The organism is Candidatus Binatia bacterium, from assembly GCA_036493895.1.
Lineage (GTDB): Bacteria > Desulfobacterota > Binatia > UBA1149 > CAITLU01 > DATNBU01.
Map to the genome: position 1 here is coordinate 1 of DASXOZ010000053.1, position 23,867 is coordinate 23,867.

The window sequence follows — 23,867 nt, forward strand, 5'->3', positions numbered from 1 at the left end:
CGTAGTAGAAAAGACCGACCAGCGACGCGACGGCCGCTCCGCTGATTCCGAAGCCGTCCGAAAGCTGCGGCATCATGACGGCCGGAGCGGACCGCATCACGTACTGGTAGAAGTAGTAGAGCGCGGTGACCAGCCAGGCCGTCAGCACCGCACTCCCTGCTTCCGGCGCGCGCTCGTCGGCCATGCGGTCGCCTAGCAGAGCACCACCGACACCGCCAGGCCGCCTTCCGAAGTCTCCTTGTACTTCGAGTTCATTTCCTTTGCGGTCAGCGCCATCGCGGTCACGGTGGTGTCAAAGTCCACGCGCCGGTTGGCGGGAATCTCGTTGCTCGCGATCATGAATCCTGTCCAGGCTTTGACCGCCCCGTACGCACAACGCTCGATACACGGGATCTGGACGAAGCCGGCCACCGGGTCGCACGTCATGCCGAGATGATGCTCGAGAGCGGACTCGGCCGAATTGGCGATGACCAGGTGGTCGAAGTCGTGTGCCTGTGCGATCAGGGCCGCGCCCATCGACGACGCAACGCCGATCTCTGCCTGGCAGCCGCCTTCGGCGCCGGCGAGCGTCGCGTTGTGCTTGCAGAGGTACCCGATGGCGGCGGCCGCCATCAGGCCTTCGCGAATTTTCTGCTGTGGAAGCTTGCGGCCACCTTCCCCGAGCACGTAGACGAGCGCCGGAATCACACCGGCCGAGCCGCCCGTCGGCGCGGTCACCACCAGATGCCCGCGAGCGTTCTCCTCGGAGCCGGCCAGCGCGTATGCGGCGACGACGCCGACTCCCTTTTGCCCTGCGTACTCGTCGTCCATCGCGCGCTTATAGACGTCGCCGGCTTTCGTCTTGAGCTTGATCGGGCCGGGAAGCGTCGATTCCGGTGCCTTCAGGCCCGCTTTCACGATGTTGACCATCGCGCCGGAGATCTTGTCGAGGAAGGCATTGATCTGCTCCTCGCTCCTGCCCGACACGGCGACTTCGTTGGCCATCACCACCTGGGCGAAGGTCAGCTTGTTCTTCGTCGCATGAGCCTGCAGCTCCGCCATCGTCGAGTAGGGATACTTCGGCTGTCCCTTCTTCGGCGGCTCGTAGCCCTTCCACTCGATGAAGCCTCCGCCTACCGAATAGTACTCCAGCTCGTAAAGGACTTTGTCGCCGGCCATCAGGCTGCAAGTCATCGTGTTCGGATGCGGAAAGTCGCCCTTTGGTGCGTCGTAGATGATGTCCTTCAGCGATGCGTCGAACGTCTTGCCGCCGAGTTGGACCGGAAAAGTCTGGTCGGGTTTCGCGGCGATCTCGTCGAGAAAAAGCGGATCGATGGTTGCCGGCTCCTTGCCGATGATGCCGGCGAGTGCGGCGCGCTCGGTGCCGTGCCCTTTGCCGGTCGCGCTCAGGCTTCCGTAGAGGTTGACCCGAAGCGCGGTTGCCTTGGCCAACTGTTCGGCCGGCAACTTCGTGCAGCGCTGGTAGAAGTCGTAGGTGATGCGCATCGGGCCGATGGTGTGGGAGCTCGACGGACCGGGTCCCACTTTGTAGAACTCTTCGAGCGTCGTCATGACCGGTCCCTTGGACCGCTTGACTACGTCGAGATCGGCCGAAAGCTTGCTCGCCGGCGGCGCGGGCGGAGCGGACCCGGCGCGGTCTGCGGTCTCCTTGGCCGTTGCGGGTTTGACACCCGCGAGCACGGTCACGGCGCCGATCATCGCGCTTCGTACGAGGAAGGTGCGGCGATCGATGCCGGCCGGGGTTTCGGTGGCGACCAGCTCGGGATCGAGGATCGAAGGGGCGTCGTCGTCAGAACGGACCATGGTGCATCTCCCGGTGCGGCGCGGCCGCACGAAACATCAGTCGAAGATCGAGTAAACGAGGCCGAGCTGGGTGCGGAATACGTCGCCCTCCGAACCGTCATTCGTCTTCTTGTAGCCGTACAGCTCCTCCAGGCCGACAGTGAGTCTTTTACGGATCTGCCACATCAGGTTCACGCTCGCGTAGTGGGCCTGGTGGTACGCGTCGCCGTCCTGCGAAAAAGCGTTGTCCACGTCCGTGAACCCATAGCTCAGCGTGGTTCGCAGCAGCTCGCTCCAGTGGTGCGTGTACCCGAGCATGACTCCGAAGTACGGAAGCGGCTGCAGGTTGCCACTGCGATCGAAGGCCGCGTCCAGGTTTGCGAAGTTGTCGTTGACGAAGTGGAAAATGCCCTGGCCGTACGTGAGCTCGGTCTGCACCGAATCGCGTCCGAACGTGTTGAAGCCGCCGGTCAGGTTCAGGCCCCATCCGAACGCGGTATGGTTTCCGACGACCGGGCCCGTGACGCCGAGGTCGCGGAACATCGTCGCGAGCTGCACGTGGCCGATCGAAGCGCTCTCCCAGCGCACATTGAATCCGCCGTCCGGCGCCTGGCTGTGACCGCTGGCTGCCGAATCGTTCTGGTTGGTCGTGTCGATCTCGGAACTGGGCTGCTCGAGCCCGAGGTTGACCTGCCACTGGTCGTCGAAGCGATACTGGTAACGGATCAGCGGTCGCCGGGCGAAGATCGCCGAGCTCGGCCCCTCGTAGTCCAGCGTGTCGGGCCAGATGTCGGGATCCTCGAACACGCTGTAAGTCTGGCCGACGATGATGTTGTAGATCTGCCCGTACAGGTGGCGGACACGGTAGTTGAATTCGCCTCCGCCCGATCCGAAGAAATCGTTCTCGTAGTAGAAGCGCGGGCTGCCGGCCACCGACGGCGCGCGAACGTCGACCCTGAGCTGCGAGCCTTTCGCATTGATGTTGAACGTGCCGTCCCCGCCCTTGGCAGGATCGCCGGTCACCGGAATCTTCGCCGTCACGAAGCGGTCGTCGTCGCCGGCGTTCTTGTTATCGTACGTCGCGTCCACGCGCGGCTTGGCGTTGAACTTGATCATCACAGGCGTGTTGGGCACCGCAATGAAGCCCAGGTACTTCGGATCCAGGGTCAGGTCGTCGGGGCGCGGAGCGGCCTGTTGCTGGTCGTTGAAAGCATCACGAGGTGCGATCGGGCTGGCCGGCCCTTCGACCACCGGCGCCTGCACGGTGGCAATGCCGGGACCGCCGCCTGGAACGGCAACCGGGGCCTTCGCGCTCGGAGTTGCGACCGGCGTGGGAGCCGGAGCTGCGGCCGGAGGATGGGCCTTCTCTTTTTCGAGCTGGTCCACGCGTTGCATGAGCACGCGGATCTCTGCCTTGAGCTCGTCAATTTGCGGATCGGATGCGGCAGTTGCCGTGCCGCCAAAACTGAAACAGCTGAGCGAGGCGATCACCGTCACGCCAACGGCTGCGCGCAGGTTGCGAGTTAGTTTCATAACAGCCGCCTCCCTTCTGCTGCCAAGCGCATCCGCCACCGGTCTTCCCCGCGGTACGGCTCGCTCCGACTGATCCAAAGCCGCCCGCGGCGTGCGCTCTCCGATTCACACCATGCCAGGCCGACGCCCTTACTGCGGCGGCGTGGCGATCACGTACGTGACGCTGCCACCGGCATACGTCTGCGTGTAATACGTGCCGCCACACTGGTAGTACGAAACTCCTCCGAAAATGCTGACGACCGGGGCGCACGGCAGCGTCGGATAGTAGACGACCTGCGGCTGCGAAGACGCGACGACCGCGCCGACCACTGCCGCGGTTCCGGCAATCACGGCACCGGCCACGACTGCATCTTCCCAGTCGTCGTCGTCCCAGTGATCGTCGCCGTGGTGATAGTCATCGTGGTAGTCGTTGTAGGCGTCGCTGCGGTTTTCGCTTCGGTCGCTCATCCCTTCCTGGCGCGAATCCGTGCGATCGCTTCGCCCTTCCTGCCGATTTCCGACGTTCTCCTCGCGCGACCCCGAGCGGGTGCCCTGTCGCTCGGTGCGGTTGTCCTGGCCGTTCTGGCGCGTCTCGGAGCGATTGTCGCTGCGCTGACCGGCGTTCTCGCGTGACGCGCCCGTTGCCGCCTGCCCTTTGCCGGCGGTGCCTGCTCCCGCGCGATTCGTCGCTGCCTGGTTGCCAGCAGCCGCGCCGCCCGCGCGGTTTGCGCCCGCTGCGGTCGCGCCGCCGCGGTTCTGCGTGCCGGCCGATGCGGCGCCGCCGCGACTGCCTGCCGCCGCCTGCGCGCCGCCGCGATTCGCTGTGCCGGCCGAAGGAGCCGCACCGCGGGAACCTGCACCTGCACCTGCGCCAGCCTGGGAACGTCCCGACGAGAATCCGCCTCCGGCAGCCGCGCCGCCGCGATTGACGCCGCCGCTGTTCATCGGGCTCGGACGTGAGCCTCCAGCGCGGGAACCCCCGCCGCCTCCTCCACCGGAAAACCCGCCGCCTCCTCCGCCGCCGCGCGAGAATCCTCCGCCGCCACCACCGCCGCGCGCGCCACCGCCGCCACCGCCGCCGCGACCTCCTCCGCCACCTCGTGCCTGCGAGTCGATCGCCGTCAGGGCCGAAAGGAAAATGGCGGCCACAGCGACCGCCGCGATTTTCGTGATCCCGCTTTTCATCGTGTTGATCCTTGCGCCGGTGCGGCGCTCGCCGGTGTTGCAGCAACGGTCTTGAGCTGAGGGGCGAACGTGATCCTGCCCGCGCCGCTCGGAGCCTTGAACTCGAACGCGGAGTCGCGAACGCTCGGTGAAAGATCCCAGTTGGAGAATTGCGCCCGATACTGCGGTTGTCCTTCCTCCTGCGTGTACGTCAGCACGATACGATGCGGGAGAGGCTTTTTGCCGGCATCGACCCAGACCTGGAAGTCGACCGAGTCGGTGCTGCCGACGACGTGGTAAGTTGGCACGCCGAGGATCGACGTCTCCTCGACATACTCGACTTCGCGGACGTGCTTGGCCAGCTCTTCGGGCAGCGCGCTGCCGAGCAGCGCCGCCATCGGGAAGCGCATCCGAAGGCCGTGAACGAAGTAGCCGATCGACTCATCGAGGGTCGGTTTGGCGTCGACCTGGGCGTAGACGTTCTTGGTGAGGTCCTGCGCGGTGATCAGTTTGCCGTCGAACAAGACGACGCTCTTGTCACCGTCGCTCTGCTCCACTTCGACGCGCAGGCGCTGCTTGGGGCGATCGAGGAGCACTTTGCGATGTTCGAGAAACTCGAGCTTCTTGCCGGACTCCTGCAGCGAGTCGTATCCGCAGGCCACGTCGACGCTGAAGCGCGGCTGCGCCGCGAGGAACTGGGCCATCTGCGACAGGATGGCGTTCGCGTCCGGCTTGCCGGCAGATGCTTGTTCTGCCGAGTGCGAAGCCGTGACCGAGCCGGCAATCGCTGCTGCCAGGATCCACGGCGCGCACAAAGCCGGATAAATTCGTCTTGCGTGATTCATGATGGCCTCCGATCAAAGTCTGAGTGTCAACTTCCAGCGTGGTATCGGAACCCGGATTTCGGTCTTGAGGTCGTCGATCCGCCGAAAAGGAAACAGGTGATCGCGGCGATCGCCATGGCACCGACGGCTCCGCGCAGGCAGCAAAACAGGTTCCCATCGACGACGTCGCATTCGCTCGCCAGGTTCATCCGTCTTCGGGTTCTGCGCCCCGGCAGATTAAAAGCAAGAAGCGGTCCCCGCCGCAGGCCGGAGTGTTCACGCCGGGCAATGCTGTCGGCGAAAGTCACAACCCTGCGAGAAAGCGCGGGATTCGGCGCCGGGCCTCGCCGTTCGTCGTTTGGATCGCCACCGACTCATCCGCCGCCGGAACGGGAATTTCTCCAAAATCGGCAATGAACCGGCAACGCGTACTGGTTTTGGGAACCAGGGTGACCGGCTGGTCGATGAGATCACCAGGCTTCACCGAACGGCCTGACCTCGACGTTGAACGACCAGCACGAACGCTCCTGGTGAGCGACGTGCCAAACCTCTTCGGCGATCGCCGAAGGCTGAGCGAAGAAAGAGTCTCCCGTCGGCTTCGAGAGCATTGCCCGCGTCCATTCCACATCGATCACCGCGTCGATGACGAGGTATGCGACGTGGACTCCTTTTGGACCGAGATCACGCGCCATCGTCTCGGCGAGAATCCGCTGCGCGGCCTTGGTCGGAGCAAAGCCCGCGAACTTCTGCTTTCCACGCAGGGCGGACGTATTCCCCGTCACGATGATGGCTCCTTCGCCCGCTTCGATCATCGCCGGCGCGGTTCGTCGGGCGAGATGGAGAAGCGCCATCGTATTGACCTGGAAGTTCTGATTCAGCACGTCGGGCTCGATCTCGAGGAAGGTTCCGAACGCACCCCCGACAGCATTGTGCACGAGCACCTTCGGTGCGCCGAGCTGGCTCGATACCCGCTGCAATGTGGCTTCGACCTGTGCCTCGTCGGTCACGTCGCACGCGTATCCGCGGGCGTTGTCGATCTCGTGCTCGAGCGCATCGAGCCGATCCTTGCTGCGCGCGAGCATTGCCACGGCGTAGCCGCCGCGTGCGAAGCGGCGCGCGATCGCCGCTCCGGTTCCGGGTCCGACGCCGCTTATCAGCGCTACGGGAAGGCGTTGTGTCATGATTGTTCCTTCGATGGTCGGGCTTTGGTGGGGCGCCGCACCTGGCCGCTCGGGCGCTGCTCGGCCAGCTTCTCGTACACCACAGGGTTATCCGCCGGGCAGGGTCGCGGTGACCGCGGGACCGTTGTCATGGATATCCACGCCCAGGCCTGTAATCTCGCGGATCTCCTTCGCGTTCAGCGACTCGGCCTTCAGCAGCGCGCGCGCCAGCGCTTCGAGTTTGTCGCGGTTGGCGCCGAGCAGGCGGTCCGCCTCGCGGTGGCACTCCTCGACGATGCGACGCACCTCGGCATCGATGAGCTCGGAGGTAGACTCGCTGTAGGGTTGATGCTGGAAGGCCGGCGGCAGGCCTTCATCCTGCGGCGCGACGAAGCTGATCGGTCCGAGCTTCTCGCTCATTCCCCAGCGCAGCACCATGTGGCGTGCGATCTCGGTGACCTGCTGGAGGTCATTCTCCGCTCCGGTCGTCGCGAGCGCATACACGAGCTTCTCGGCGGAACGGCCGCCGAGAGCGCTCGTGATGCGCGCCCGCAGATAGTCCTCCGCGTAGCTCGCGCGGTCGTCCACCGGAAGCTGGTAGGTGGCGCCGAGCGCCATGCCGCGCGGAACGATCGACACACGGTGCACGGGGTCGCTGCCGGGAACGAGGAGTGCGACGAGCGCGTGGCCGGCTTCATGGTAAGCGGTGCGCTCTCGTTCGGCCGGCTGCAGCAGGATGTGACGGGCCGGGCCGAGCGTGATCTTCTGCAGGGCTTCCGCGAAATCTTCGGCGCCAACTGCCGCCTCTTCCTTGCGTGCCGCAAGCAGCGCCGCTTCATTGACGAGATTGCGCAACTCGGCGCCGACGAGGCCGGGTGTTTCGGATGCGATGCGCTCGAGCGACACGTCGCTGGCGAGCGGAACCTTGCGGGTGTGCACCTTGAGGATGGCTTCGCGTCCGACGCGGTCCGGCCGCTGCACGACGACGCGGCGATCGAACCGGCCGGGCCTTAGCAAGGCCTGGTCGAGCACGTCGGCACGGTTGGTAGCGGCAAGGACGATGACTCCTTCGCGTGAGTCGAAACCGTCCATCTCGGTGAGGATCTGGTTCAGCGTCTGTTCGCGCTCGTCATGACCGCCGAGCTGGGCGCCGCTGCCGCGGGTGCGACCGATTGCGTCGAGCTCGTCGATGAAGATGATCGCCGGTGCGGCCTCGCGAGCCATGCGGAAGAGATCGCGCACGCGGGAGGCGCCTACGCCCACGATCATCTCGATGAACTCGGACGCGCTCAGGCTGAAGAAGGGCACCTCGGCCTGACCGGCCACCGCGCGGGCCAACAGTGTCTTGCCGGTGCCCGGTGCGCCGACGAGGAGCACTCCCTTCGGCATCGTTCCGCCGAGCCTCTGGTATTTGGCCGGGTTCTTGAGAAAGTCGACAATCTCGAGGAGCTCGTTCTCGGCCTCGTCGATGCCGGCGACGTCTTCGAACGTGACCTTCGGCCCTTCCTCGCTGTATCGCTTCGCGCTGCTCCGGCCGAGGCCGAAAAGGCCGCGCCCGGCGGCGGCGGCGCTGCGGCTCATCCACACGAAAGCTGCGATCAGGATCAGCGTGGGGCCGAAGCTGATCAGCAGCTTGAGCCACGATGGACCTTCGACGTCCTCGGCCTCGACGATGACGTGCTGGTCGTCCAGGAGTTTTTCCAGACCTGGATCGGCGAAGGCCGGCCGCTGAGTCCTGAAATGGGTGGAGCCGGGAAGCTTGACGGGAGCAGCGGGAGTCGCCGGCGCACCATCGGCGGCAGGCGGAGCCACAGAGCCAGCCGAGTAGGCGACGGCGATCTTGAAATCTCCCTCGATCGTATCGCCGGTCGCCACGACGCGGGCAACGTTTCCGGCTACGACCTGCTGCTTGAAGAACGTGTAGGGAACGGTGACTGACGCCGGCTCCGGAAAGAAGACCAGTCGGACCAGATAGTTGAAGACCAGGGCGGCAAGAAATAGCAGCCACCAGGGCTGAGGCTGGAGAGTACGGCCGCGCGGGGGCTCCTTCTGACCGCTCTTGGCAGCGGTGTCAGACGGCGATGCAGGCGGTGGCGTGAGCGGGAACTTCGGCATGCGTCCATGTCTTGTAGGAGAGGCATGCGATGCACGCGAACCGTCGGCTCAGGCCGTTTTTTTCCATCGGACCGAAAGCTCAGGCAGCCTTCTTTCATCTGACCGAAGGATCAGGCCGCCTTCTCCATCCGACCGAAGGCTCAGGCCGCCTTCTCCATCTGACCGAAGGCTTAAGCAGCCTTCTCCACATGAATGACCGGCGCCTTCGGCCGCACGACGAGCACGGGGCACGGAGCATCGCGCAGGACGCGCTCGGTGACGCTGCCGAGGAGCGCGTGACTGAAGCCTTTGCGCCCGTGCGTCGCGATGACGATGACGCTCGCACCGGTCTCGGCTGCAACCTGGCACAGCACTTCGTGCGCCTCTCCGCGACGTACGATCACGCGCGTCGCCGGTTCGCCCTTGGCATGGCGCTTGACCCACGAATCGAGCACGGTGCGGGCATTGTCTTCGAGGTCCTTCTCGAGCCCCGCGATATCGAACGAACCGTCGTAGTACGGAAACAGCAGCATCGTCACCATCGTCGCATGCACGATGACGAGCTTTGCCCCCTGCGCCTTTGCAAGGTGAGCCGCGTAGCGCACCGCCGAGAGCGACTCGGACGAAAGATCGGTGGCGGCAAGGACTGTTCGAAACTTTTTCATGGCGTTCCTCCTGGCGTCTTGCCGCGAGTGCTGCGACGGGCCCTGGGAAGTCCAGACTCGCCGCTGCGCCCGCGGCTTGCCGGTTCGCGAAAGCGCGAAAATCCAGCCATCGATTCCCAATGCGGCGAATTCCGAGTGCCGATACTCCGCTTCCTTCGGGTTTCCGGTCTCTTTCCCTCTTGATAGAAGCACGAAACGTGCCGGACGGTCCTGAGCACGCACTCCGCCGCCTGTGTCTCGGCGCCTCGTAACCGTGCACGAGCATCGGACAGTTGAAGGAGCACCCGGCAACGTGAGCAGCGCAACGACTATAGCCAACGCCCGCGGCTACGCCGCCGACGCGCTGCTGCGCGACGGCAGCTCCGTCCATATCCGCGCCGTGTGCCCGCAGGACAAGGAACGGCTTCGCGAGCACTTCCACACGCTGTCGCCGCGCTCCGTCTACACGAGATTTTTCGGACCGAAGCTCGAGCTGACGCCGGCCGAGCTTTCCTATTTCACGGAGATGGACGGCGTCGAGCGCGTGGGACTGGTCGCGACGCTGCGCACCGCGGAGGGCGAGAAGTTCATCGGCGTCGGCCGCTATTTTCGCCAAAGCGACGCAGGTCAGCCTCACTGCGCCGAGGTTGCCTTCGCCGTTTCCGACAATCAGCAGCGCCGCGGCATCGCTTCCGTGCTGCTCGATCATCTCGCGAAAATCGCGCGCAGAAGTGGCATCACCGAATTCGTCGCCGACGTGCTCGGCGAGAACAACCAGATGATGCACGTCTTCGGAAAGAGCGGATTCAAGGTCAGCCGCTCGATCGACGCCGGCGTCTTCCACGTGACGTTCCCGACCGAGGACACTCCCGGGCACCAGGACGTCAGCCTCGAGCGCGACCGGCAGGCTGCGGCACTGAGCGTGCGGCCGCTGGTGGCTCCGCAGTCGATTGCCGTCATCGGCGCCTCGCGCGACCAGGAAACGATCGGCGGCATGCTCGTTCGCAATATCCGGGCCGGCGGATTTCGCGGAAAGCTCTATCCGGTCAATCCGAACGCGGCCGAGATCCAGGGGCTGCGCGCGTACGCGCGAGTGCGCGAGATTGGCGAGCCTGTCGACCTTGCGGTAGTGGCCACACCGGCCGCTGCGGTGCCGGATGTCGTAGCGGACTGTGCTCGCGCCGGAGTTCGCGGCGTCGTCGTAATTTCTTCGGGCTTCGGCGAGGTCGGCGACGACGGACGCGCGCGCGAGCGCGAGTTGCTGTCGCTGGTGCGCGGCTCCGGGATGCGCATGGTCGGGCCGAACTGCATGGGAGTCCTCAACACCGATCCAGAGGTCTCGATGAACGCGACGTTCGCGCCGTCGATGCCGCCGGCCGGTGGAGTCGCAATGCTCTCGCAAAGCGGCGCGCTCGGCCTTGCAATACTCGACATGGCCGAACATCTCGGCATCGGGCTTTCCACGTTCGTCTCGGTCGGCAACAAGGCGGACGTCTCGAGCAACGACATGCTTTCGTTCTGGGCAGAGGACCCGAACACGAGCGTGATCCTTCTCTACCTCGAGAGTTTCGGAAACCCGCGAAAATTCGCCCGCATCGCGCCGCAAGTCGCGCGCATCAAGCCGATCGTGGCGGTCAAATCCGGCAGGTCGGCATCCGGAAGCCGAGCCGCATCGAGCCACTCGGCCGCGCTGGCCAGCCTGGACGTGGCCGTCGAGACGCTGTTCGAGCAGAGCGGGGTGATCCGCACCGACACGATGGCGCAGCTTTTCGACGTGGCGGCGCTCCTTGCCACGCAACCGGTGCCCGGTGGTGCGCGTGTCGGGGTAGTCACGAACGCCGGCGGCCCGGGTATTCTTCTTGCCGATGCGTGCGAAGCGCGCGGGCTCGAGCTGTCCGAGCTGAGCGAACAGACGCGCGCCGAGCTCGCGAAGTTCCTTCCGCCGCAGGCCGGCCTGTCCAACCCGGTGGATCTTCTCGCGGCCGCGACGCCGGAGCAGTACTCGCGCGCGGTCGAGATCGTCGGCAACGATCCCAACATCGATGCGCTCGTCGTCGTTTGCATCCCCGTCGTTGCGGCCGCAACCGAGGAGATTGCCCGCGCGATCGCAGGCGCTGCAGCAATGATCCCGAAGGACAAGCCGATCCTGGCGAATTTCCTCTCGTCCCGCGGCGCACCGCGCGTGCTCTCGCAGGGAGCGCGCGGCGCGATCCCGTCGTTCGCGTTTCCGGAGGATGCCGCCATGGCACTGGCGGCGGCCACCCGCTACGGCCGTTGGCGCCGGCGGCCTGTCGGCAGACTGGAGACACTCGCGCCGTTCGCACGAGATGCCGTGCGCGCCGTCATCGATCGCGCGCTTGCCGGTGCGGAAGGTGCGATCTGGTTGCGCGCCGAAGACCTTTCGACGGTGCTGCGCGCCGCGGGAATCGAGTTCGCCGAGTCCGTCGATGTTGCGGCGGCTGATGCTGCGCCAGCAGCTGCAAGGCTCGGCTATCCGCTGGTTGTGAAGGTCTCCTCGCCCGCCATCCTGCACAAGAGCGACGTGGGCGGAGTCATCCTCGGCGTCGAGAACGACGAGTCGGCCGCGGAAGCAGTCGAGACCCTGCGTCGGCGTATGCTGGTACTCGGCAAACCACTCGAGCGCGTGCTGCTGCAGCGCCAGGTCGCCGGCGCGATCGAAAGCCTCGTCGGCGTCACCGTCGACCCGGTCTTCGGTCCGCTCCTGGTGGTCGGTGCGGGCGGCGTCCTGGTCGAGCTGCTCGGCGACGTCGCATTTCACCTGGTGCCGGTAAGCGACGTCGATGCGCGGGAAATGATCACGCGCCTGAAGTCGCGCGCGTTGTTCGACGGCTATCGCGGATCGCCGCCGGCCGACCGCGACGAGCTCGTGGCTCTGATCCAGCGCGTCTCCGCGCTCGTCGAGGCGGTGCCCGAGCTGGTCGAGCTCGACCTCAATCCGGTCAAGGTGCTGGCGCCGGGGTCCGGCGCGGTGGTCGTGGACGGAAGGATGCGCGTGGCGCCGCGCGCGACCGCATGGGGGAACTGATTCGGCTCTCGTCGGATCGCCAGGACCTGCTTACTTTCCGGCCCGTGCCGCCAGATGCGCGGGGTAGCGGTCACCGACAACCTGGATGCTCGCGAGTGCCTCGTCGATCTTGCGGACGTCGTCGCCCGTCAGATTCACGTCGGCAGCGCCGGTGTTCTCTTTCAGCCGGTGCAGCTTCGTCGTTCCGGGAATCGGCACGATCCACGGCCTCTGCGCCAGCAGCCATGCGAGCGCGATCTGTGCGGGCGTCACTCCCTTCGCCTGCGCGATAGATGCGAGCTGATCGACCAGCGCCTGGTTCGCCTTGCGCGACTCCGGCGAGAACCGTGGGACGACGTTCCGCGCCTGCGTCCCGGAGAAATTACCCGACTCCTTCGAGCCTGCTTCACCCAGTCGCACTCCGTTTCGTAGTTCTGCGGTCTACCAGTCCAGCGAATCGTCCGATAGACTAAGGGCTGCGTCGCCCCCGGCAGTAACGGCGACAGCATCCCGACAAATGACAAGAGACACAGCAGCAGGGTCCTTCCATGAGGGTGATTTCGCCCTGCCCGGACCCCGTCGCCCGTTGGTGGCGACGACGTCGCCGCGCCTCGGGCTCGTCACGTACGGCGAGGAATTTCTCGGAGCACTCGATCCAGGCCGCCCCGGCTTCCTGAGCCGCGACTACCGCCCGACGACGAACCCAGGATCGCCTCCTCCCGAGGCAGACGAGCCCGACATGTTCGCCGCTTGCTGAATAGACCCGCACCTCGCGGACTCAGTGCAGATACGTTTCCCAAGGAGTGATCATGATACCCCCGGATGAATTTCCCGTAGACCAGGATGCGCAGCGGATGGCGCGCGTGTCTGCTCTTTTCGAGATGCAGCGCCATCAGAAGAGACCCAGCGAAGGCCTGGAGGCTGTGCTGCAGACGGAGACAGAGGTCCCGTGCAAGTTGGCGCCCGCGGTGCTGCGGCGGCATGGCAAGCGCCTGACCGAGTAACGCGACCGAGTCCAGAAGCGCGAAGCCCCTGACGGGCCCCATCAAAACGAGCTACCAGCACCCCTCATCGCCCGCACGGCTTCGCTTGGTGCCCGGTCGCCGCCGAAGCGTACTCCCACTTCTCGTCCTACGTGCAACTACGCGCGTACTACTCCGATCTGGAGCTCCCGCGGCTTTGCGACATACTGATCTCGGGTTGTCCACCTCTTCGCTCGCTGCATTCCAGTACGGCCTGTCTTCAGTGGGACGGTGCGCGACACGCGAGGTACAGGAGAGGTCGAGAACAACGGGGCCAAACGGACCCGAACCAAAGGAGATCTTCCATGATCGCAGTTGCCAATCGATTCCATTCAAAAACAGCTTCGCTTCTTGTCGCCGCCACGGTCATGGCGGTCGCGCCGGCACAACTCGCTTTCGCGGAGAGTCGCGGCGACTTGCAGGCGGACGCACGGGCAGCGGTCGCCTCGCTCTATACGCAGGTGCCGGGCGCCAAGGCGCTTGGTGAACAAGCGGCGGCCATCCTCGTATTTCCTGCAGTCGTCAAGGCCAGCTTTATCGTGGGCGGCCAGTACGGCGAGGGAGTGCTGCTCCAGGGCGGCAAGATCGACGGCTACTACAACACCATCACCGGCTCGGTCGGCTACCAGGCCGGCGTCGAGAAGTTCAGTTATGCGCTGTTCCTGATGAACCCGTCGGCCCTGAAGTACCTCAACAAGAGCGACGGATGGGAGCTCGGCGTGGGGCCGGAAATCACGCTCGTCGACGTCGGCGCGGCAGCCTCGCTGTCGACCACCACTGCCAAGAAGAGCGTCTACGCATTCTTCTTCGATCCGAAAGGATTGATGGGAGGCGTCAGCATCCAGGGCACGAAGGTTACCAAGATCCACAAGTAGGGATCCTGGCATCCGGCGGGCGCGCCCCGCGTGGTGGGGAAGCGCGCCCGCCGGATGTCGTGTTGCTTCGAGGCGTGCCGGTCATGCGCACTTTCGATCGATCACTCGTTCACGTGTTCCTGCGGTCCCCGACGAGCAGCAGCAGCACTCCAGCGCCAAGCGCCGCGGCGGCGATCCATTCGGGAATGTTGACGTTCTCCTTGTCCTTGACCGACAAGTCGAGAGGTCCGATCCTCGCCTCGTGGGTCTCCTTCGTGTAGCTGAACCTCCCATAGGCAAGCCCAAAGCCGCCGCCGAGAACCAAAAGAATTGCCAGAATCTTGATGGAACCCATCGCACACCTCGTTACCGTCTGATCGCGCGAATCCAGGAAACCGGTCCGTCCGCGATCGCCGGATCCGCTTCTAGCCATTCGCGGCGTGGGTCGGTAGAGCGGACTGCTACGCGCGTAGTGCTACGCGCGTAAAGGAACGCGCGTGGTTTTCCGGTCTGACGCGGTGCGCGGACATGTCGTAGGATTCGTGGATGAACACAACCAGCGGGAATCGATCGCGGGCTGTCCACAGGACCCCCGATGCGGCGCTCGGCGCCGATTTCCGGAATCTCCCCCCTCGCGCGGCGCAGTCGACTCGGCTCTCGGCGGTTTCTCCCGAACGACGCCTGCTCATGGCCCTGATGGACGACGCCGTTCGCTGCGTCGGAAAGTACCGCCACGCACGCGACATCATCGGCAGGAAACGTTTTGCGGAAGAGGCTCGCTGGATTCTTTCCAATGAGACTGGCTGGCTCCATGCATTCGTCCGGATCTGCGAAATCCTCGACCTGGACCCTGGTGCCGTCCGCTGTTCCCTCAGGCTCACTGCCGAATGCCTCGAAAGCGGGCCGCTGCGCGCAACGACGATTCGCGTGACAGACCTGAAGGAAAGGAGACTGTCATGCCGCACCATGCCGCTGTGCTTTTCGTGATCGCGTGGATGCCCGCCTGAACCCAGGCGACGACGGCTGAGCGTGAATCTCGAAAAACCCACTACGAGCCCTCCGTCTGCTCCGTGCGACCCGCCGGATGGCGCGCGCGGCTCTGCGGCAGTCACGAGGCCCACGTTCGGCACGACCTCACGGCAGTTCTGGAGCATTTCGAAGGCCTTCTTCGCGTCCCGCAAGCAACGCAGGGCGCGTCTCTACCTCGCGGTTCTGCTGCTCCTTGCGCTTTCCGTCGGCGGCGTCGAGGTGCTGATCAGCTACGTCGGGCGCGACTTCATGACCGCCATCGCGAAGCGGGATGCCGGCGAGTACTGGCATCTGCTCGGACGATATGCCGGAACCTTCGCGCTGGCGGTGCCCCTCGGCGTCTACTATCGCTGGATAGAGAAGCGTCTTGCGCTGCTCTGGCGCGAGTGGCTGGCCCGGCATCTGATCAAGCGGTATTTCAACAACCGCGCATACTACCGCCTGCGCGGGCTCGAAAGCATCGACAACCCGGATCAGCGCATCAGCGAAGACGTCCTCAACTTTACGGCGAACTCGCTGGGCTACCTGCTCAGTGTGCTCAACGCCGGCGTTACCCTCGTCGCTTTCCTGGGCGTTCTCTGGGGAATTTCCGGGACACTCGTCGCGGTGCTGTTCGTCTACGCGACTACAGGAACGGCGCTGAGCATCCTCATCGGCAGCCGCCTCGTGCGACTGAGCTACCAGCAGTACCAGAAGGAGGCAGATTTCCGGTACGGCCTCGTGCGGGTTCGGGACAACGCCGAATCGATTGCGTTCTATCGCGGCGAGAGTCGCGAACAGAACGACCTGTGGTCACGTCTGAAGCAGGTCGTGATCAACTCGCTGTCGATCATCAACTGGAACCGCAATCTCTCGTTCTTCACCACCAGCTACAGCTACGCAGCCTTCGTGCTTCCCACGCTCGTCGTCGCACCGATGTACATGCGCGGGCAGATCGAGTTCGGCGTGGTCACCCAGGCAGCGGGAGCCTTCGCGGCGGTGCTCGCAGCCGTCTCGCTGATCATCACGAAATTTGAAGGCCTCACGGGGTATATGGCCGGAATCCAGCGCCTCGGTGTCCTGTGGGACAACCTGGACGACTTCGACGCTGACGAGCTGAGGATCGCCGCCGAAGCGAATCAGCAACTCGACGAAGACAGCCGTATCGTGAAGCTCGACAAGCTCACGGTGTGCACGCCGGGGAACGGGGGCGATCCCAAGAGATTGGTCACGGAGCTGACATTCGAGCTCCGGCGAAAGCAGAGCCTGCTCATTATGGGCGCGAGCGGCACCGGCAAGAGCTCGGTACTGCGCACCATCGCGGGGTTGTGGCCGGGCGAATCCGGAGCGCTCGAACGGCCGCCGCTCATCGAGCTGATGTTCCTGCCCCAGCGTCCCTACATGGTACCGGGCAACCTGCGCGATCAGCTGCTGTACCCTTATCCCGAGCGCAAGGTCGAAGACGACAAGATTCGGGCCATCGTCGAACGCGTGAACCTCTCCGACGTGTTCAACCGCGTGGACGGCGACCTCGATCGCGTTGTGGACTGGACCAACGTGCTTTCGATCGGCGAGCAGCAACGCGTTGCATTCGCGCGTCTCTTCCTTAGAGCCCCGCGTTTCGCTTTTCTCGATGAAGCCACAAGCGCCCTCGACGAAGACAACCAAGGCGCGCTCTACCACCTCCTGCGCGAGTCCGGCATCGGGTTCGTGAGCGTCGGTCACCGCCAGACCCTGGCTCAGTATCACGACCGCATCCTGCAGCTCGAGGGCGGCGGGGACTGGGAGATCCGGAATGCCGAAGCAGACGAAGCAGTGCACCCGCGCAGCGTCTCTCGCGTGCCGTCCTTGCCGATTGACGCGCGCGCAGGGCCCATTTTCACTATCGTTCGCGTAGAACCGCGTGCGTAGTTCTCCGATCTGACTGTCGCCCACAGGGTCCGCTACAATCCGTTGCATCACTGTCATGGCGAGCCTGAAGCACCAGGGGCTCGAAGGAGATCGAGATGCGACAAGTTCTGCTCATCCTTTTAGTGCTGCTGGTTATCGGCGGGCTTCCCAACTGGGGATACCACCAATACGGGTACGCGCCCTCCGGACTCGGAGGCACCGTTCTTCTCATACTGCTCGTTCTGTTGCTGACCGGAAGGCTCTGACGAATTTCACGGCGCGTGCGTCACGACGGCCGCGAACGATGCCGGGGGGCATTGTTCGCGCCGCAGCGGGCCGCGCCGCACCGATTCGCGGCGGCGGGGCCCGCCGCGAACGCCGAGGACAAATCGCAACACCCGGTGGGCATTCCAATGCGCGGACAACTACGTGCGTAGTTTTCCTTTCTTACGAACCGGCACATTCGGCGCTATTCATGGTGGGTAACCGCGATGCGTTGGAACTGCCGGACGACACCGATTCGTCCGCTCCCAGGATCGCATTCCGCGGCCGATGACAGTCACGACAACGAAAACCGACGACATCGAAAGGAGAACTGCGATGAACTGGGATCAGATCGAAGGCAAATGGAAGGAACTGACGGGCGGCTTGAAAGAACACTGGGGCAAGCTCACGGATGACGAGCTGCAACTGATCGGCGGAAAACGCGAGAAGCTCGCCGGGCTGCTCCAGCAGAAGTACGGCATCGCCAAAGAAGCGGCCGAGGCACAGATCGCGAAGTTCGAAAAGAGTCTCGACAACCTGAAGCACGGAGCATCATGAAGACGTTCCATCTATCTGCGCTCGCGCTCGCGGCCATCGCGGCTGCCGGCGCGATTCTGCCGGTCGCGGCATCCAACGCCCAGGTGCATGTCGAGGTCGGAATCTCACTGCCAACCCTCGCGTTTGCCGCCCCGCCGCAGCTCGTTGTCCTGCCCGACACCTACGTCTATGCGGTCCCCGACCTGGCCGAAGACCTCTATTTCGTCGATGGCTGGTGGTGGCGGCCGTGGCAGGGCCACTGGTACCGGTCCCACTACTACGACCGTGGATGGGACGCCTACTCGAGCGTCCCCGCGTTCTATGGAGGCGTGCCTCACGACTGGAGAGACAGTTACCGGAGCCACCAGTGGCGCGGACAGCCGTGGAACTACGAGCGCATGCCGTACTCCCATGTCGAGCAGAACTGGAACAGCTGGAAGAGCACCAGGTACTGGGACAGCCATCGGACTTGGGGTAGCCAGCAGGATGCGCAGTCACAACGCCATGGCGAGGAGCACGGTATGCAGATGCAACACCCGGGTCACGGTTCACCGGCCTATCCCTCACAGCACCACGAGCAGAGGTCCGAGACGGTGCAGTCGGAACAGCACCGCAATCAGACCCGCGCTGCGCAGCCGCAACACCATGAGCAACAGGCTCCTGCAGGGCATTCGCAACAACGATCTCCGGCCGCACAGCCGCAGCACCACCAGCAGCCGCAGCACGCGCAGCAGCACCGGTCCGAACAGCCCTATCGACACGGGCACGAGTCTGAGGGTCACTCGCAGCCAGCACATGAGTCCGGCGGCGGTGGGCGACCGAACGGGTCAGGCAACAGCGGTGAGCACTGATACAGTACGGTCGAAGTGCGATCGGCGCCCTACTCGATTCGAGTCCGGCAGGGCGTCGATCGCCGCACCCGTCAACAAAGGTCCGATCGCTTCCGATATTCGCTCTGAACGCGCCGCGTCCGTCAACTGAGCGCGAGACCAGGCCGAGTCCACGTTCAGCCGACGGGTTGTGCACCCTTGGCGCTCAGTACCACGCGCACAAGTTGCGCGGCCGACGTCACGTCGAGTTTCGAGAGTATCCGGCGCCGGTGGCCTTCGACTGTCCTGACGCTGATTCCCAGATCCGACGCGACCTCCTTCGAGGTTTCGCCTGCCACGAGAAGCGTCATCACGTCGCGCTCGCGCGGAGTCAGCGATGCCAGGCGCTCCACGGTATCCAGGGTGCCGGCCGCCGAAGCGCGGGCGGCCTGGTCCCGTTCGATGGCAGCCTGAATCCTCTCGAGAAGCACGGCGGGCGGAGGAGGTTTCTGTAGAAAGTCGAATGCCCCTGCTTTTAGCGCCCGCACGGACATGGGAACGTCCCCGTGCCCGGTCAGAACAATCACCGGCAGCTGCACGTTACGCCGATGGAGCTCGTCCTGAAGGTCGAGCCCGCTTCCTTCTTTCAGTCGAACGTCGAGGACCAGGCATCCCGGACGATCCGGGTCGTAGGAATCGAGGAATTCGCGGCTGGAAGCGAAGGTTTCGACCGGCAGGGGAACCGACGTCATTAACTCGCGAAGCGATTTGCGCACGGCGGCGTCGTCGTCGACCACGAAAACAGTTGCAACTGCCGCGTCCGTCATCACATCGGCGCCTGGAGCGGAGCTTCCGGCTGGCTCAGCGGTATTGAGAAACGCACGATCACCCCTGATCCGTCCGTCGGAGATTCCACCCAGATACGGCCGCGATGGGATTCGAGGAAGGAACGGCTGAGCGCCAGTCCCATTCCGAGTCCCTTCGCCTTGGTCGTGAAGAACGGCTCGAACATTCCTTCGGCCGCATCTTCGGTGATGCCCGTGCCGGTGTCCCGAACACTGACCTCCGCTGCCGAACCGACTCGGCGGGTACTCAGCTCGATTTCGCGCCGGGAGCTGCCCGATTGCTCGATACTGTCCATCGCGTTCTGGATCAGGTTCACCACGACCTGCTCGATCTGGATCCTGTCGGCGTGGACGCGAAGTTCATCCGACGTGAACTCGACGCGAAGACAGATCTGCGACCGCTCCATATCGCGCAACAAAAGGTGGGGCACGCGGGCGATGATCTCGCCCAGATCCACGGGCTCGTGTTGCGGTTCCGCCTTTTCGACAAAGCTGCGCAGGTGGGCGACGATACCTGCGGCACGCATCGCCTCGCCGGCAAGGTCGGCGAGAAGCTCGAGCAGCTTCGGGGCATCGATGGTCCCCGCGAGCACGTGACGGCGGCAGGCCTCCACCACGTTCGAGATCGACGACAGCGGCTGGTTGAGCTCGTGCGCAAGCCCGGTCGCAAGCTCGCCGACGGTGCTTACCCGCAGCGCGTTCGTGAGCTCGAGCTGTCGTTCCCGGACTTGCTCCGCTTCGCGGTGGGCCGTTTCATTCTCGTGCAGAAGTTGTGCGGTGCGCCGACGCTCCGTGACATCGTCGAGGGACACCAGGATCAGATCCGACTTGCCCCTGCCGCGATGCAGCGTTCGCGCGTTCAGGACCAGCGTGAGCGAGCCCAGGCTCACCGACTGGTAGGTAACTTCGAAGCCGTCGAGCGAGCTGCCAGTCTCCAGAACACCCCTGAGGAGTAGCGGCAGGTCTGTGCGATCCCAGACGCCTGCGTCGAGCTCGTGCAGCGCTCGTCCGATGACTTCCTCGCGGGAGACATGAAATAGCTCGGAGAAAGGCTGATTGACCGAGTGCACACGCAACTCTCCGTCGACGACGAGCAGCGGTTCGCGCACCGAATTGACGATCGCCTCGGCGTAGAACCGCGCCTCCTGGAGCGCGTCGGCAGCGACGTCCGAGAACGTGATGACCGCGCCCTCGACAACGCCATCTCGCAGGAGATAGGGCAGCGTCTGGCGTACGTACCAATGCCCTTCCTCCGACTGCACTTCCGTCCTCGATGCGTCCCCGCCGTCCAGGACCATCCGAATATCGGGAAAGAACGTGACGTCGGTGAATTTCTGCGAGAGGTCGCGAAGCGGTCTTCCGATGTCGGACGGCAACAGGCTGAACAGGGCTGTCGCAGCCGGAGTGAAACGCCGAATGCACTTCTGGCGGTCCACTTGAAGCATGGCGATTTTGCTGCTGAGCAGCAGGTTGTCGAGATCGTCTGTCAACGTTCCGATCTCGCCAGACCCATGTCCTGCGACTTTCTGCGAAGGAGGAACCCTCGTGGCGGACGACGGCACGGCCAGCCGAACCACCGATGCTCGCGCGCCCGGGGTGGAACCCGTCGATTTGGGTCGGATCTTCATGATATCGGCCGCCTCGCCTGCTCGCGCAGACTCTTCCCCTGCCCGTCCGGAATCGAAACCTGCAGGTGCCAGACCCCTGCGTCCAGAACGTTAGCGCAGCGGTGTCTCAACGCATAGACCGGAAAACTACGTGAATTCGATCTGACGGTCGGGGCCTCCGAGGGCCGGCTCATCGAGGCTCGACCGAAGTTTTTGCCAGGAAATGCTTCGGCGCAGCCCCAGGGAGACGGCACTGCGCTTTGCTGGACACGGCCCGGAGGACGCGTGCGCTTTCCATGATGTCGATCTTTCGCGATAACGAGAACCGCGAACATTCCCTGGCCGGGAACCACACGATCGGCCTCGCGACGCCGAGCCGCGGCGCGAACCAGATCGAGATTTGGCGTGGCCACATGGACGCGGATGCCGCCACGCCGCCGCACGCGCACGACAGCGAAGATGTCGTGCTGCTTCTGTCCGGAAGGAGACGCGCGACGCTCGACGAAAAGGAGATTCCCTATCGGGCCGGCGATACGATGATTCTGCCGGCGCACAAGGTGCATCAAATCTTCGCCGACAGCCGCACCGAGTTCGTCAACGCGACGCGGATTGGCGGCATCGTTACCCTTCGCGACGGGGAAGTCCTGGATCTGCCCTGGCGGGAGTAAGTCGGACCGACCCGCTGCTCACGGTGACACACGCTTTCCGGCGAGGGATGCGCATGAACGACCTCCGTCATTATTTCCACGCGCAAGCCTGCAACAACGCGTGGTCCAACCTGCGACTCCTGCGCGCGTGCGCGGGGCTCGACGACACGGAGTTTGCCGCGCCGCGCACCGGCTTCTTCCCGTCGCTGAAGGATACGCTGAACCACATCGTGACGGTCGACTGGCTGTACGCCGACGCGCTCGAGCGTGCCGCCCACGGGCGGCCGGTGAACTCCGCCGCCGCCCGCTTCTTCGAGCCGCCCTCGCCGTTCGCCACTTGCGCCGCACTCGCGCCGGCGCAGCGCGAGGTCGACCGGCGGCTCGTTGCGCTCTGCGCCGGCCTCACCGATCTATCATGGACCGTATCGATCCAGCGCGACGACCACGTGCAGCGCGAGCCGCTCGTATGTGTGCTCGCCCATCTGTTCCAGCACCAGATTCACCACCGCGGTCAGGCCCACGCGATGCTCGCCGGCACGGCCGTGAAGCCGCCCCAGCTCGACGAGTTCTTCCTCGCCGAAGAGGCGCCACTGAGGGCCGAGGAGCTCGCGGTGCTGGGGCTGCGCGAAGACGAGATCTGGTCGGATTGAGGAACGCGCGCCCTTGAGCGACGGAAGCGTAAGCTCGGCAGTCGCGCCGAGGCGAGTGCGAGCGTCGGAGCGGGTCGTAGAGCAGCGCCCCTCTTGGATGGCGCGTGGCGATGCGTTCCTCGTCTTCCGATCCCTGTGGATCGTCCACACTTTCTCCGACGGAATACCGTCGGGCGCCGGGCCTTCGAGAAAAGATCCTTCAATCAGCGCGTTGATTGGCGCGGAACGATCCTTTAGCGCCCCGCGCCGCCCACCCTCTTACTATCGATAAGACGCCGAGCATTTATGACATCCGTCACTAACGTCGAGAAGCACGGATCAATCATCGCAGCCTCAATCGAGCCCACTTTGTCAGCTCCGCCGGCTACGGCGACCACTTGTCGCGACGAACTTGCCGCATGCTCGCGCAACTCACGCGGCTTGATCGCAACGAGATCCCGCTCAATGTCGGCGAGGACGTTGCCCTCAGCGTCGAACGGAACCCACGCGATCTCGCCGACCGCGTCCTTCATCACGCGCTTGACCATCGCGCTGCTCATCTGACCGAGGATGTCGAGATAACGCTTGCCCTGGGCGTTGCCGATACCAACGACGAAGAGCTGAGCGGCGCCGGCGGCTTTCATGATCTTGTTCACTCCGTATCGCTCGAGGTACTTCGCGCGCTCGGCGGCGTCGAACGAGTAGAAGTTGCCCGGTAGCGACGGCGCGCAGGCCTTGATCCGCACCCTGCCCTCGTCTCCGCTATCGTCGCCGTGATAGTCGGCGCCGAAAGCGCGATTGACGCTGAGCGCCAGCGTGGTCGCCTGAGTGGCCGGGTAGCTGAGGTCGACGGAGTGCCCGGTGCCGAGGACGGCCGGGTAGAACTCGAGCGTGCGGCCGCGCGTTTCCGCGGCGGGCTGGGACGTCAGGCCGAAGATCAGCGACTCGAAGACTGCGTGCACCGTACGCCCGGCGGCTGCCGTGATCCTGATCTCCGCGTCCCGCAGCCTCTTCAGCTCTTCCAGGACGATCGAAGCCGCCGGCCCCGCGAGGTTGCCTTCGTTCTTGCCGCTGCCGCCGGGTACGACGACGACCCTTTTCACACGTGTCTCCCGCAACTTGTCGGCGAGCTCGTGCGAGAGCGCGTGCTCGGGCCGCGGCTTGAGGTGGAACTCGATGATCCCCTCTTCCCGGGCGCGCGTCAGGAGCCTTGAAATGCTTGCCTGTGAAAGTTGAAGACGGATCCCGAGCTCTTTCTGCGAGAGGCCCTCGATGAAAAAACCTCGCGCAGCCTCCCCCATGAGGTAGGCCTCGCCGAGCTGCCACTGGGGGCGTTTGGCGGGGGGACGGGATCGGACCGAACGAACGGGTGACAGCCTGGCCATGGTGCGTATTCCTTATCTAATACGAGTACTTGCCGGCCGCGGTTATCCTGCGAAGATACGCCGGCCCGCGGCCCGCAGCAAACAGATTCACACGGGAATCAGAAGCTGATCGATCGATTCTCGAATCGATATCCGTAACAAGATTTTGATCGGATTATGATCCAG

General features: G+C 64.5%; 23 protein-coding genes. 10 read left to right on the forward strand and 13 right to left on the reverse strand.

The genetic code is table 11. From position 1 onward, the window contains the following. The 8 genes from VGK20_12875 to VGK20_12910 form a co-directional block, all read right to left on the reverse strand. The coding region (locus VGK20_12875) for an MFS transporter (protein HEY2774932.1) at nt 1–184 on the reverse strand (184 nt) is incomplete at its 3' end. Nucleotides 185–192: 8 nt separating this feature from the next. Next, nucleotides 193–1,803 (reverse strand): L-serine ammonia-lyase, encoded by a 1,611-nt coding sequence (locus tag VGK20_12880; GenBank protein ID HEY2774933.1) that lies wholly within the window; start codon nt 1,801–1,803, stop codon nt 193–195. A 36-nt stretch (nt 1,804–1,839) separates the two neighbouring features. Further along, on the reverse strand, nt 1,840–3,315 hold the full coding sequence (locus VGK20_12885; protein HEY2774934.1) for a DcaP family trimeric outer membrane transporter: 1,476 nt from the start codon (nt 3,313–3,315) through the stop codon (nt 1,840–1,842). A gap of 129 nt (nt 3,316–3,444) precedes the next feature. Continuing rightward, nucleotides 3,445–4,479: a hypothetical protein gene (locus VGK20_12890; GenBank protein ID HEY2774935.1), complete on the reverse strand. Its 1,035-nt coding sequence runs from the start codon at nt 4,477–4,479 to the stop codon at nt 3,445–3,447. Continuing rightward, on the reverse strand, nt 4,476–5,303 hold the full coding sequence (locus VGK20_12895; GenBank protein ID HEY2774936.1) for a DUF2092 domain-containing protein: 828 nt from the start codon (nt 5,301–5,303) through the stop codon (nt 4,476–4,478). The genes VGK20_12890 and VGK20_12895 overlap by 4 nt, the downstream gene beginning before the upstream one ends. A gap of 449 nt (nt 5,304–5,752) precedes the next feature. Further along, entirely contained in the window at nt 5,753–6,463 is a 711-nt protein-coding gene (locus VGK20_12900) for an SDR family NAD(P)-dependent oxidoreductase (GenBank protein HEY2774937.1), read from the reverse strand. Nucleotides 6,464–6,550: 87 nt separating this feature from the next. Next, entirely contained in the window at nt 6,551–8,557 is a 2,007-nt protein-coding gene (ftsH, locus tag VGK20_12905) for an ATP-dependent zinc metalloprotease FtsH (GenBank protein ID HEY2774938.1), read from the reverse strand. 170 nt (nt 8,558–8,727) lie between these two features. Further along, the gene (locus tag VGK20_12910) at nt 8,728–9,201 is read right to left on the reverse strand and encodes a universal stress protein (protein HEY2774939.1); all 474 of its coding nucleotides are present in this window, start codon (nt 9,199–9,201) and stop codon (nt 8,728–8,730) included. A gap of 292 nt (nt 9,202–9,493) precedes the next feature. Here VGK20_12910 and VGK20_12915 point away from each other — a divergent pair, with 292 nt between their 5' ends. Further along, nucleotides 9,494–12,226, forward strand: coding sequence for a GNAT family N-acetyltransferase (locus VGK20_12915; protein HEY2774940.1), 2,733 nt, complete (start codon nt 9,494–9,496; stop codon nt 12,224–12,226). A 30-nt stretch (nt 12,227–12,256) separates the two neighbouring features. Here the strand turns inward: VGK20_12915 and VGK20_12920 are convergent, their stop codons facing one another. Then, the gene (locus VGK20_12920; GenBank protein HEY2774941.1) at nt 12,257–12,625 is read right to left on the reverse strand and encodes an aldo/keto reductase; all 369 of its coding nucleotides are present in this window, start codon (nt 12,623–12,625) and stop codon (nt 12,257–12,259) included. A 169-nt stretch (nt 12,626–12,794) separates the two neighbouring features. Here VGK20_12920 and VGK20_12925 point away from each other — a divergent pair, with 169 nt between their 5' ends. Then, nucleotides 12,795–12,962, forward strand: a complete 168-nt coding sequence (locus VGK20_12925) for a hypothetical protein (GenBank protein HEY2774942.1) — start codon at nt 12,795–12,797, stop codon at nt 12,960–12,962. A gap of 570 nt (nt 12,963–13,532) precedes the next feature. Beyond that, the gene (locus VGK20_12930; GenBank protein HEY2774943.1) at nt 13,533–14,102 is read left to right on the forward strand and encodes a lipid-binding SYLF domain-containing protein; all 570 of its coding nucleotides are present in this window, start codon (nt 13,533–13,535) and stop codon (nt 14,100–14,102) included. Between the two features lie 109 nt (nt 14,103–14,211). On the opposite strand, the gene VGK20_12935 is transcribed toward VGK20_12930, so the two are convergent. Further along, nucleotides 14,212–14,436, reverse strand: a complete 225-nt coding sequence (locus tag VGK20_12935; protein ID HEY2774944.1) for a hypothetical protein — start codon at nt 14,434–14,436, stop codon at nt 14,212–14,214. Nucleotides 14,437–14,768: 332 nt separating this feature from the next. On the opposite strand from VGK20_12935, the gene VGK20_12940 reads away from it, so the two are divergent. The 5 genes from VGK20_12940 (at nt 14,769) to VGK20_12960 (ending at nt 18,631) form a co-directional block, all read left to right on the forward strand. Then, on the forward strand, nt 14,769–15,068 hold the full coding sequence (locus VGK20_12940; protein HEY2774945.1) for a hypothetical protein: 300 nt from the start codon (nt 14,769–14,771) through the stop codon (nt 15,066–15,068). A 42-nt stretch (nt 15,069–15,110) separates the two neighbouring features. Beyond that, on the forward strand, nt 15,111–17,000 hold the full coding sequence (locus tag VGK20_12945) for an ABC transporter ATP-binding protein/permease (protein ID HEY2774946.1): 1,890 nt from the start codon (nt 15,111–15,113) through the stop codon (nt 16,998–17,000). A 95-nt stretch (nt 17,001–17,095) separates the two neighbouring features. After that, complete coding sequence (locus VGK20_12950) at nt 17,096–17,245, forward strand: DUF3309 family protein (GenBank protein ID HEY2774947.1); 150 nt, start codon at nt 17,096–17,098, stop codon at nt 17,243–17,245. Nucleotides 17,246–17,579: 334 nt separating this feature from the next. Continuing rightward, on the forward strand, nt 17,580–17,801 hold the full coding sequence (locus VGK20_12955; protein HEY2774948.1) for a CsbD family protein: 222 nt from the start codon (nt 17,580–17,582) through the stop codon (nt 17,799–17,801). Continuing rightward, complete coding sequence (locus VGK20_12960) at nt 17,798–18,631, forward strand: hypothetical protein (protein ID HEY2774949.1); 834 nt, start codon at nt 17,798–17,800, stop codon at nt 18,629–18,631. Before VGK20_12955 ends, VGK20_12960 begins: the two co-directional genes overlap by 4 nt. 155 nt (nt 18,632–18,786) lie before the next feature. On the opposite strand, the gene VGK20_12965 is transcribed toward VGK20_12960, so the two are convergent. Both VGK20_12965 and VGK20_12970 read right to left on the reverse strand, forming a co-directional pair. Beyond that, nucleotides 18,787–19,416 (reverse strand): response regulator, encoded by a 630-nt coding sequence (locus VGK20_12965; protein HEY2774950.1) that lies wholly within the window; start codon nt 19,414–19,416, stop codon nt 18,787–18,789. After that, entirely contained in the window at nt 19,416–21,011 is a 1,596-nt protein-coding gene (locus VGK20_12970) for a PAS domain-containing protein (protein HEY2774951.1), read from the reverse strand. Before VGK20_12970 ends, VGK20_12965 begins: the two co-directional genes overlap by 1 nt. Nucleotides 21,012–21,337: 326 nt before the next feature. Between VGK20_12970 and VGK20_12975 the strand changes: the two genes are divergently transcribed. Both VGK20_12975 and VGK20_12980 read left to right on the forward strand, forming a co-directional pair. Continuing rightward, the gene (locus VGK20_12975) at nt 21,338–21,709 is read left to right on the forward strand and encodes a cupin domain-containing protein (GenBank protein HEY2774952.1); all 372 of its coding nucleotides are present in this window, start codon (nt 21,338–21,340) and stop codon (nt 21,707–21,709) included. Nucleotides 21,710–21,762: 53 nt separating this feature from the next. Further along, a complete protein-coding gene (locus VGK20_12980) occupies nt 21,763–22,338 on the forward strand; it encodes a DinB family protein (GenBank protein HEY2774953.1) in 576 nt (191 codons plus the stop codon). 233 nt (nt 22,339–22,571) lie between these two features. Here VGK20_12980 and VGK20_12985 read toward each other — a convergent pair whose 3' ends face one another. After that, nucleotides 22,572–23,702 carry a sugar-binding domain-containing protein gene (locus VGK20_12985; GenBank protein ID HEY2774954.1) on the reverse strand — a complete coding sequence of 377 codons (1,131 nt, stop codon included), beginning with the start codon at nt 23,700–23,702 and terminating at the stop codon, nt 22,572–22,574. Nucleotides 23,703–23,867 lie beyond the last annotated feature (165 nt).

Excerpts from the sequence above, each read along its gene's own strand:
- VGK20_12880 (HEY2774933.1), bottom strand. The coding sequence starts at position 1,803 with ATGGTCCGTTCTGACGACGACGCCCCTTCGATCCTCGATCCCGAGCTG.
- VGK20_12885 (HEY2774934.1), bottom strand. The coding sequence starts at position 3,315 with ATGAAACTAACTCGCAACCTGCGCGCAGCCGTTGGCGTGACGGTGATC.
- VGK20_12890 (HEY2774935.1), bottom strand. The coding sequence starts at position 4,479 with ATGAAAAGCGGGATCACGAAAATCGCGGCGGTCGCTGTGGCCGCCATT.
- VGK20_12895 (HEY2774936.1), bottom strand. The coding sequence starts at position 5,303 with ATGAATCACGCAAGACGAATTTATCCGGCTTTGTGCGCGCCGTGGATC.
- VGK20_12900 (HEY2774937.1), bottom strand. The coding sequence starts at position 6,463 with ATGACACAACGCCTTCCCGTAGCGCTGATAAGCGGCGTCGGACCCGGA.
- ftsH (HEY2774938.1), bottom strand. The coding sequence starts at position 8,557 with ATGCCGAAGTTCCCGCTCACGCCACCGCCTGCATCGCCGTCTGACACC.
- VGK20_12910 (HEY2774939.1), bottom strand. The coding sequence starts at position 9,201 with ATGAAAAAGTTTCGAACAGTCCTTGCCGCCACCGATCTTTCGTCCGAG.
- VGK20_12930 (HEY2774943.1), top strand. The coding sequence starts at position 13,533 with ATGATCGCAGTTGCCAATCGATTCCATTCAAAAACAGCTTCGCTTCTT.
- VGK20_12935 (HEY2774944.1), bottom strand. The coding sequence starts at position 14,436 with ATGGGTTCCATCAAGATTCTGGCAATTCTTTTGGTTCTCGGCGGCGGC.
- VGK20_12940 (HEY2774945.1), top strand. The coding sequence starts at position 14,769 with ATGGCCCTGATGGACGACGCCGTTCGCTGCGTCGGAAAGTACCGCCAC.
- VGK20_12950 (HEY2774947.1), top strand. The coding sequence starts at position 17,096 with ATGCGACAAGTTCTGCTCATCCTTTTAGTGCTGCTGGTTATCGGCGGG.
- VGK20_12955 (HEY2774948.1), top strand. The coding sequence starts at position 17,580 with ATGAACTGGGATCAGATCGAAGGCAAATGGAAGGAACTGACGGGCGGC.
- VGK20_12960 (HEY2774949.1), top strand. The coding sequence starts at position 17,798 with ATGAAGACGTTCCATCTATCTGCGCTCGCGCTCGCGGCCATCGCGGCT.
- VGK20_12965 (HEY2774950.1), bottom strand. The coding sequence starts at position 19,416 with ATGACGGACGCGGCAGTTGCAACTGTTTTCGTGGTCGACGACGACGCC.
- VGK20_12975 (HEY2774952.1), top strand. The coding sequence starts at position 21,338 with ATGATGTCGATCTTTCGCGATAACGAGAACCGCGAACATTCCCTGGCC.
- VGK20_12980 (HEY2774953.1), top strand. The coding sequence starts at position 21,763 with ATGAACGACCTCCGTCATTATTTCCACGCGCAAGCCTGCAACAACGCG.
- VGK20_12985 (HEY2774954.1), bottom strand. The coding sequence starts at position 23,702 with ATGGCCAGGCTGTCACCCGTTCGTTCGGTCCGATCCCGTCCCCCCGCC.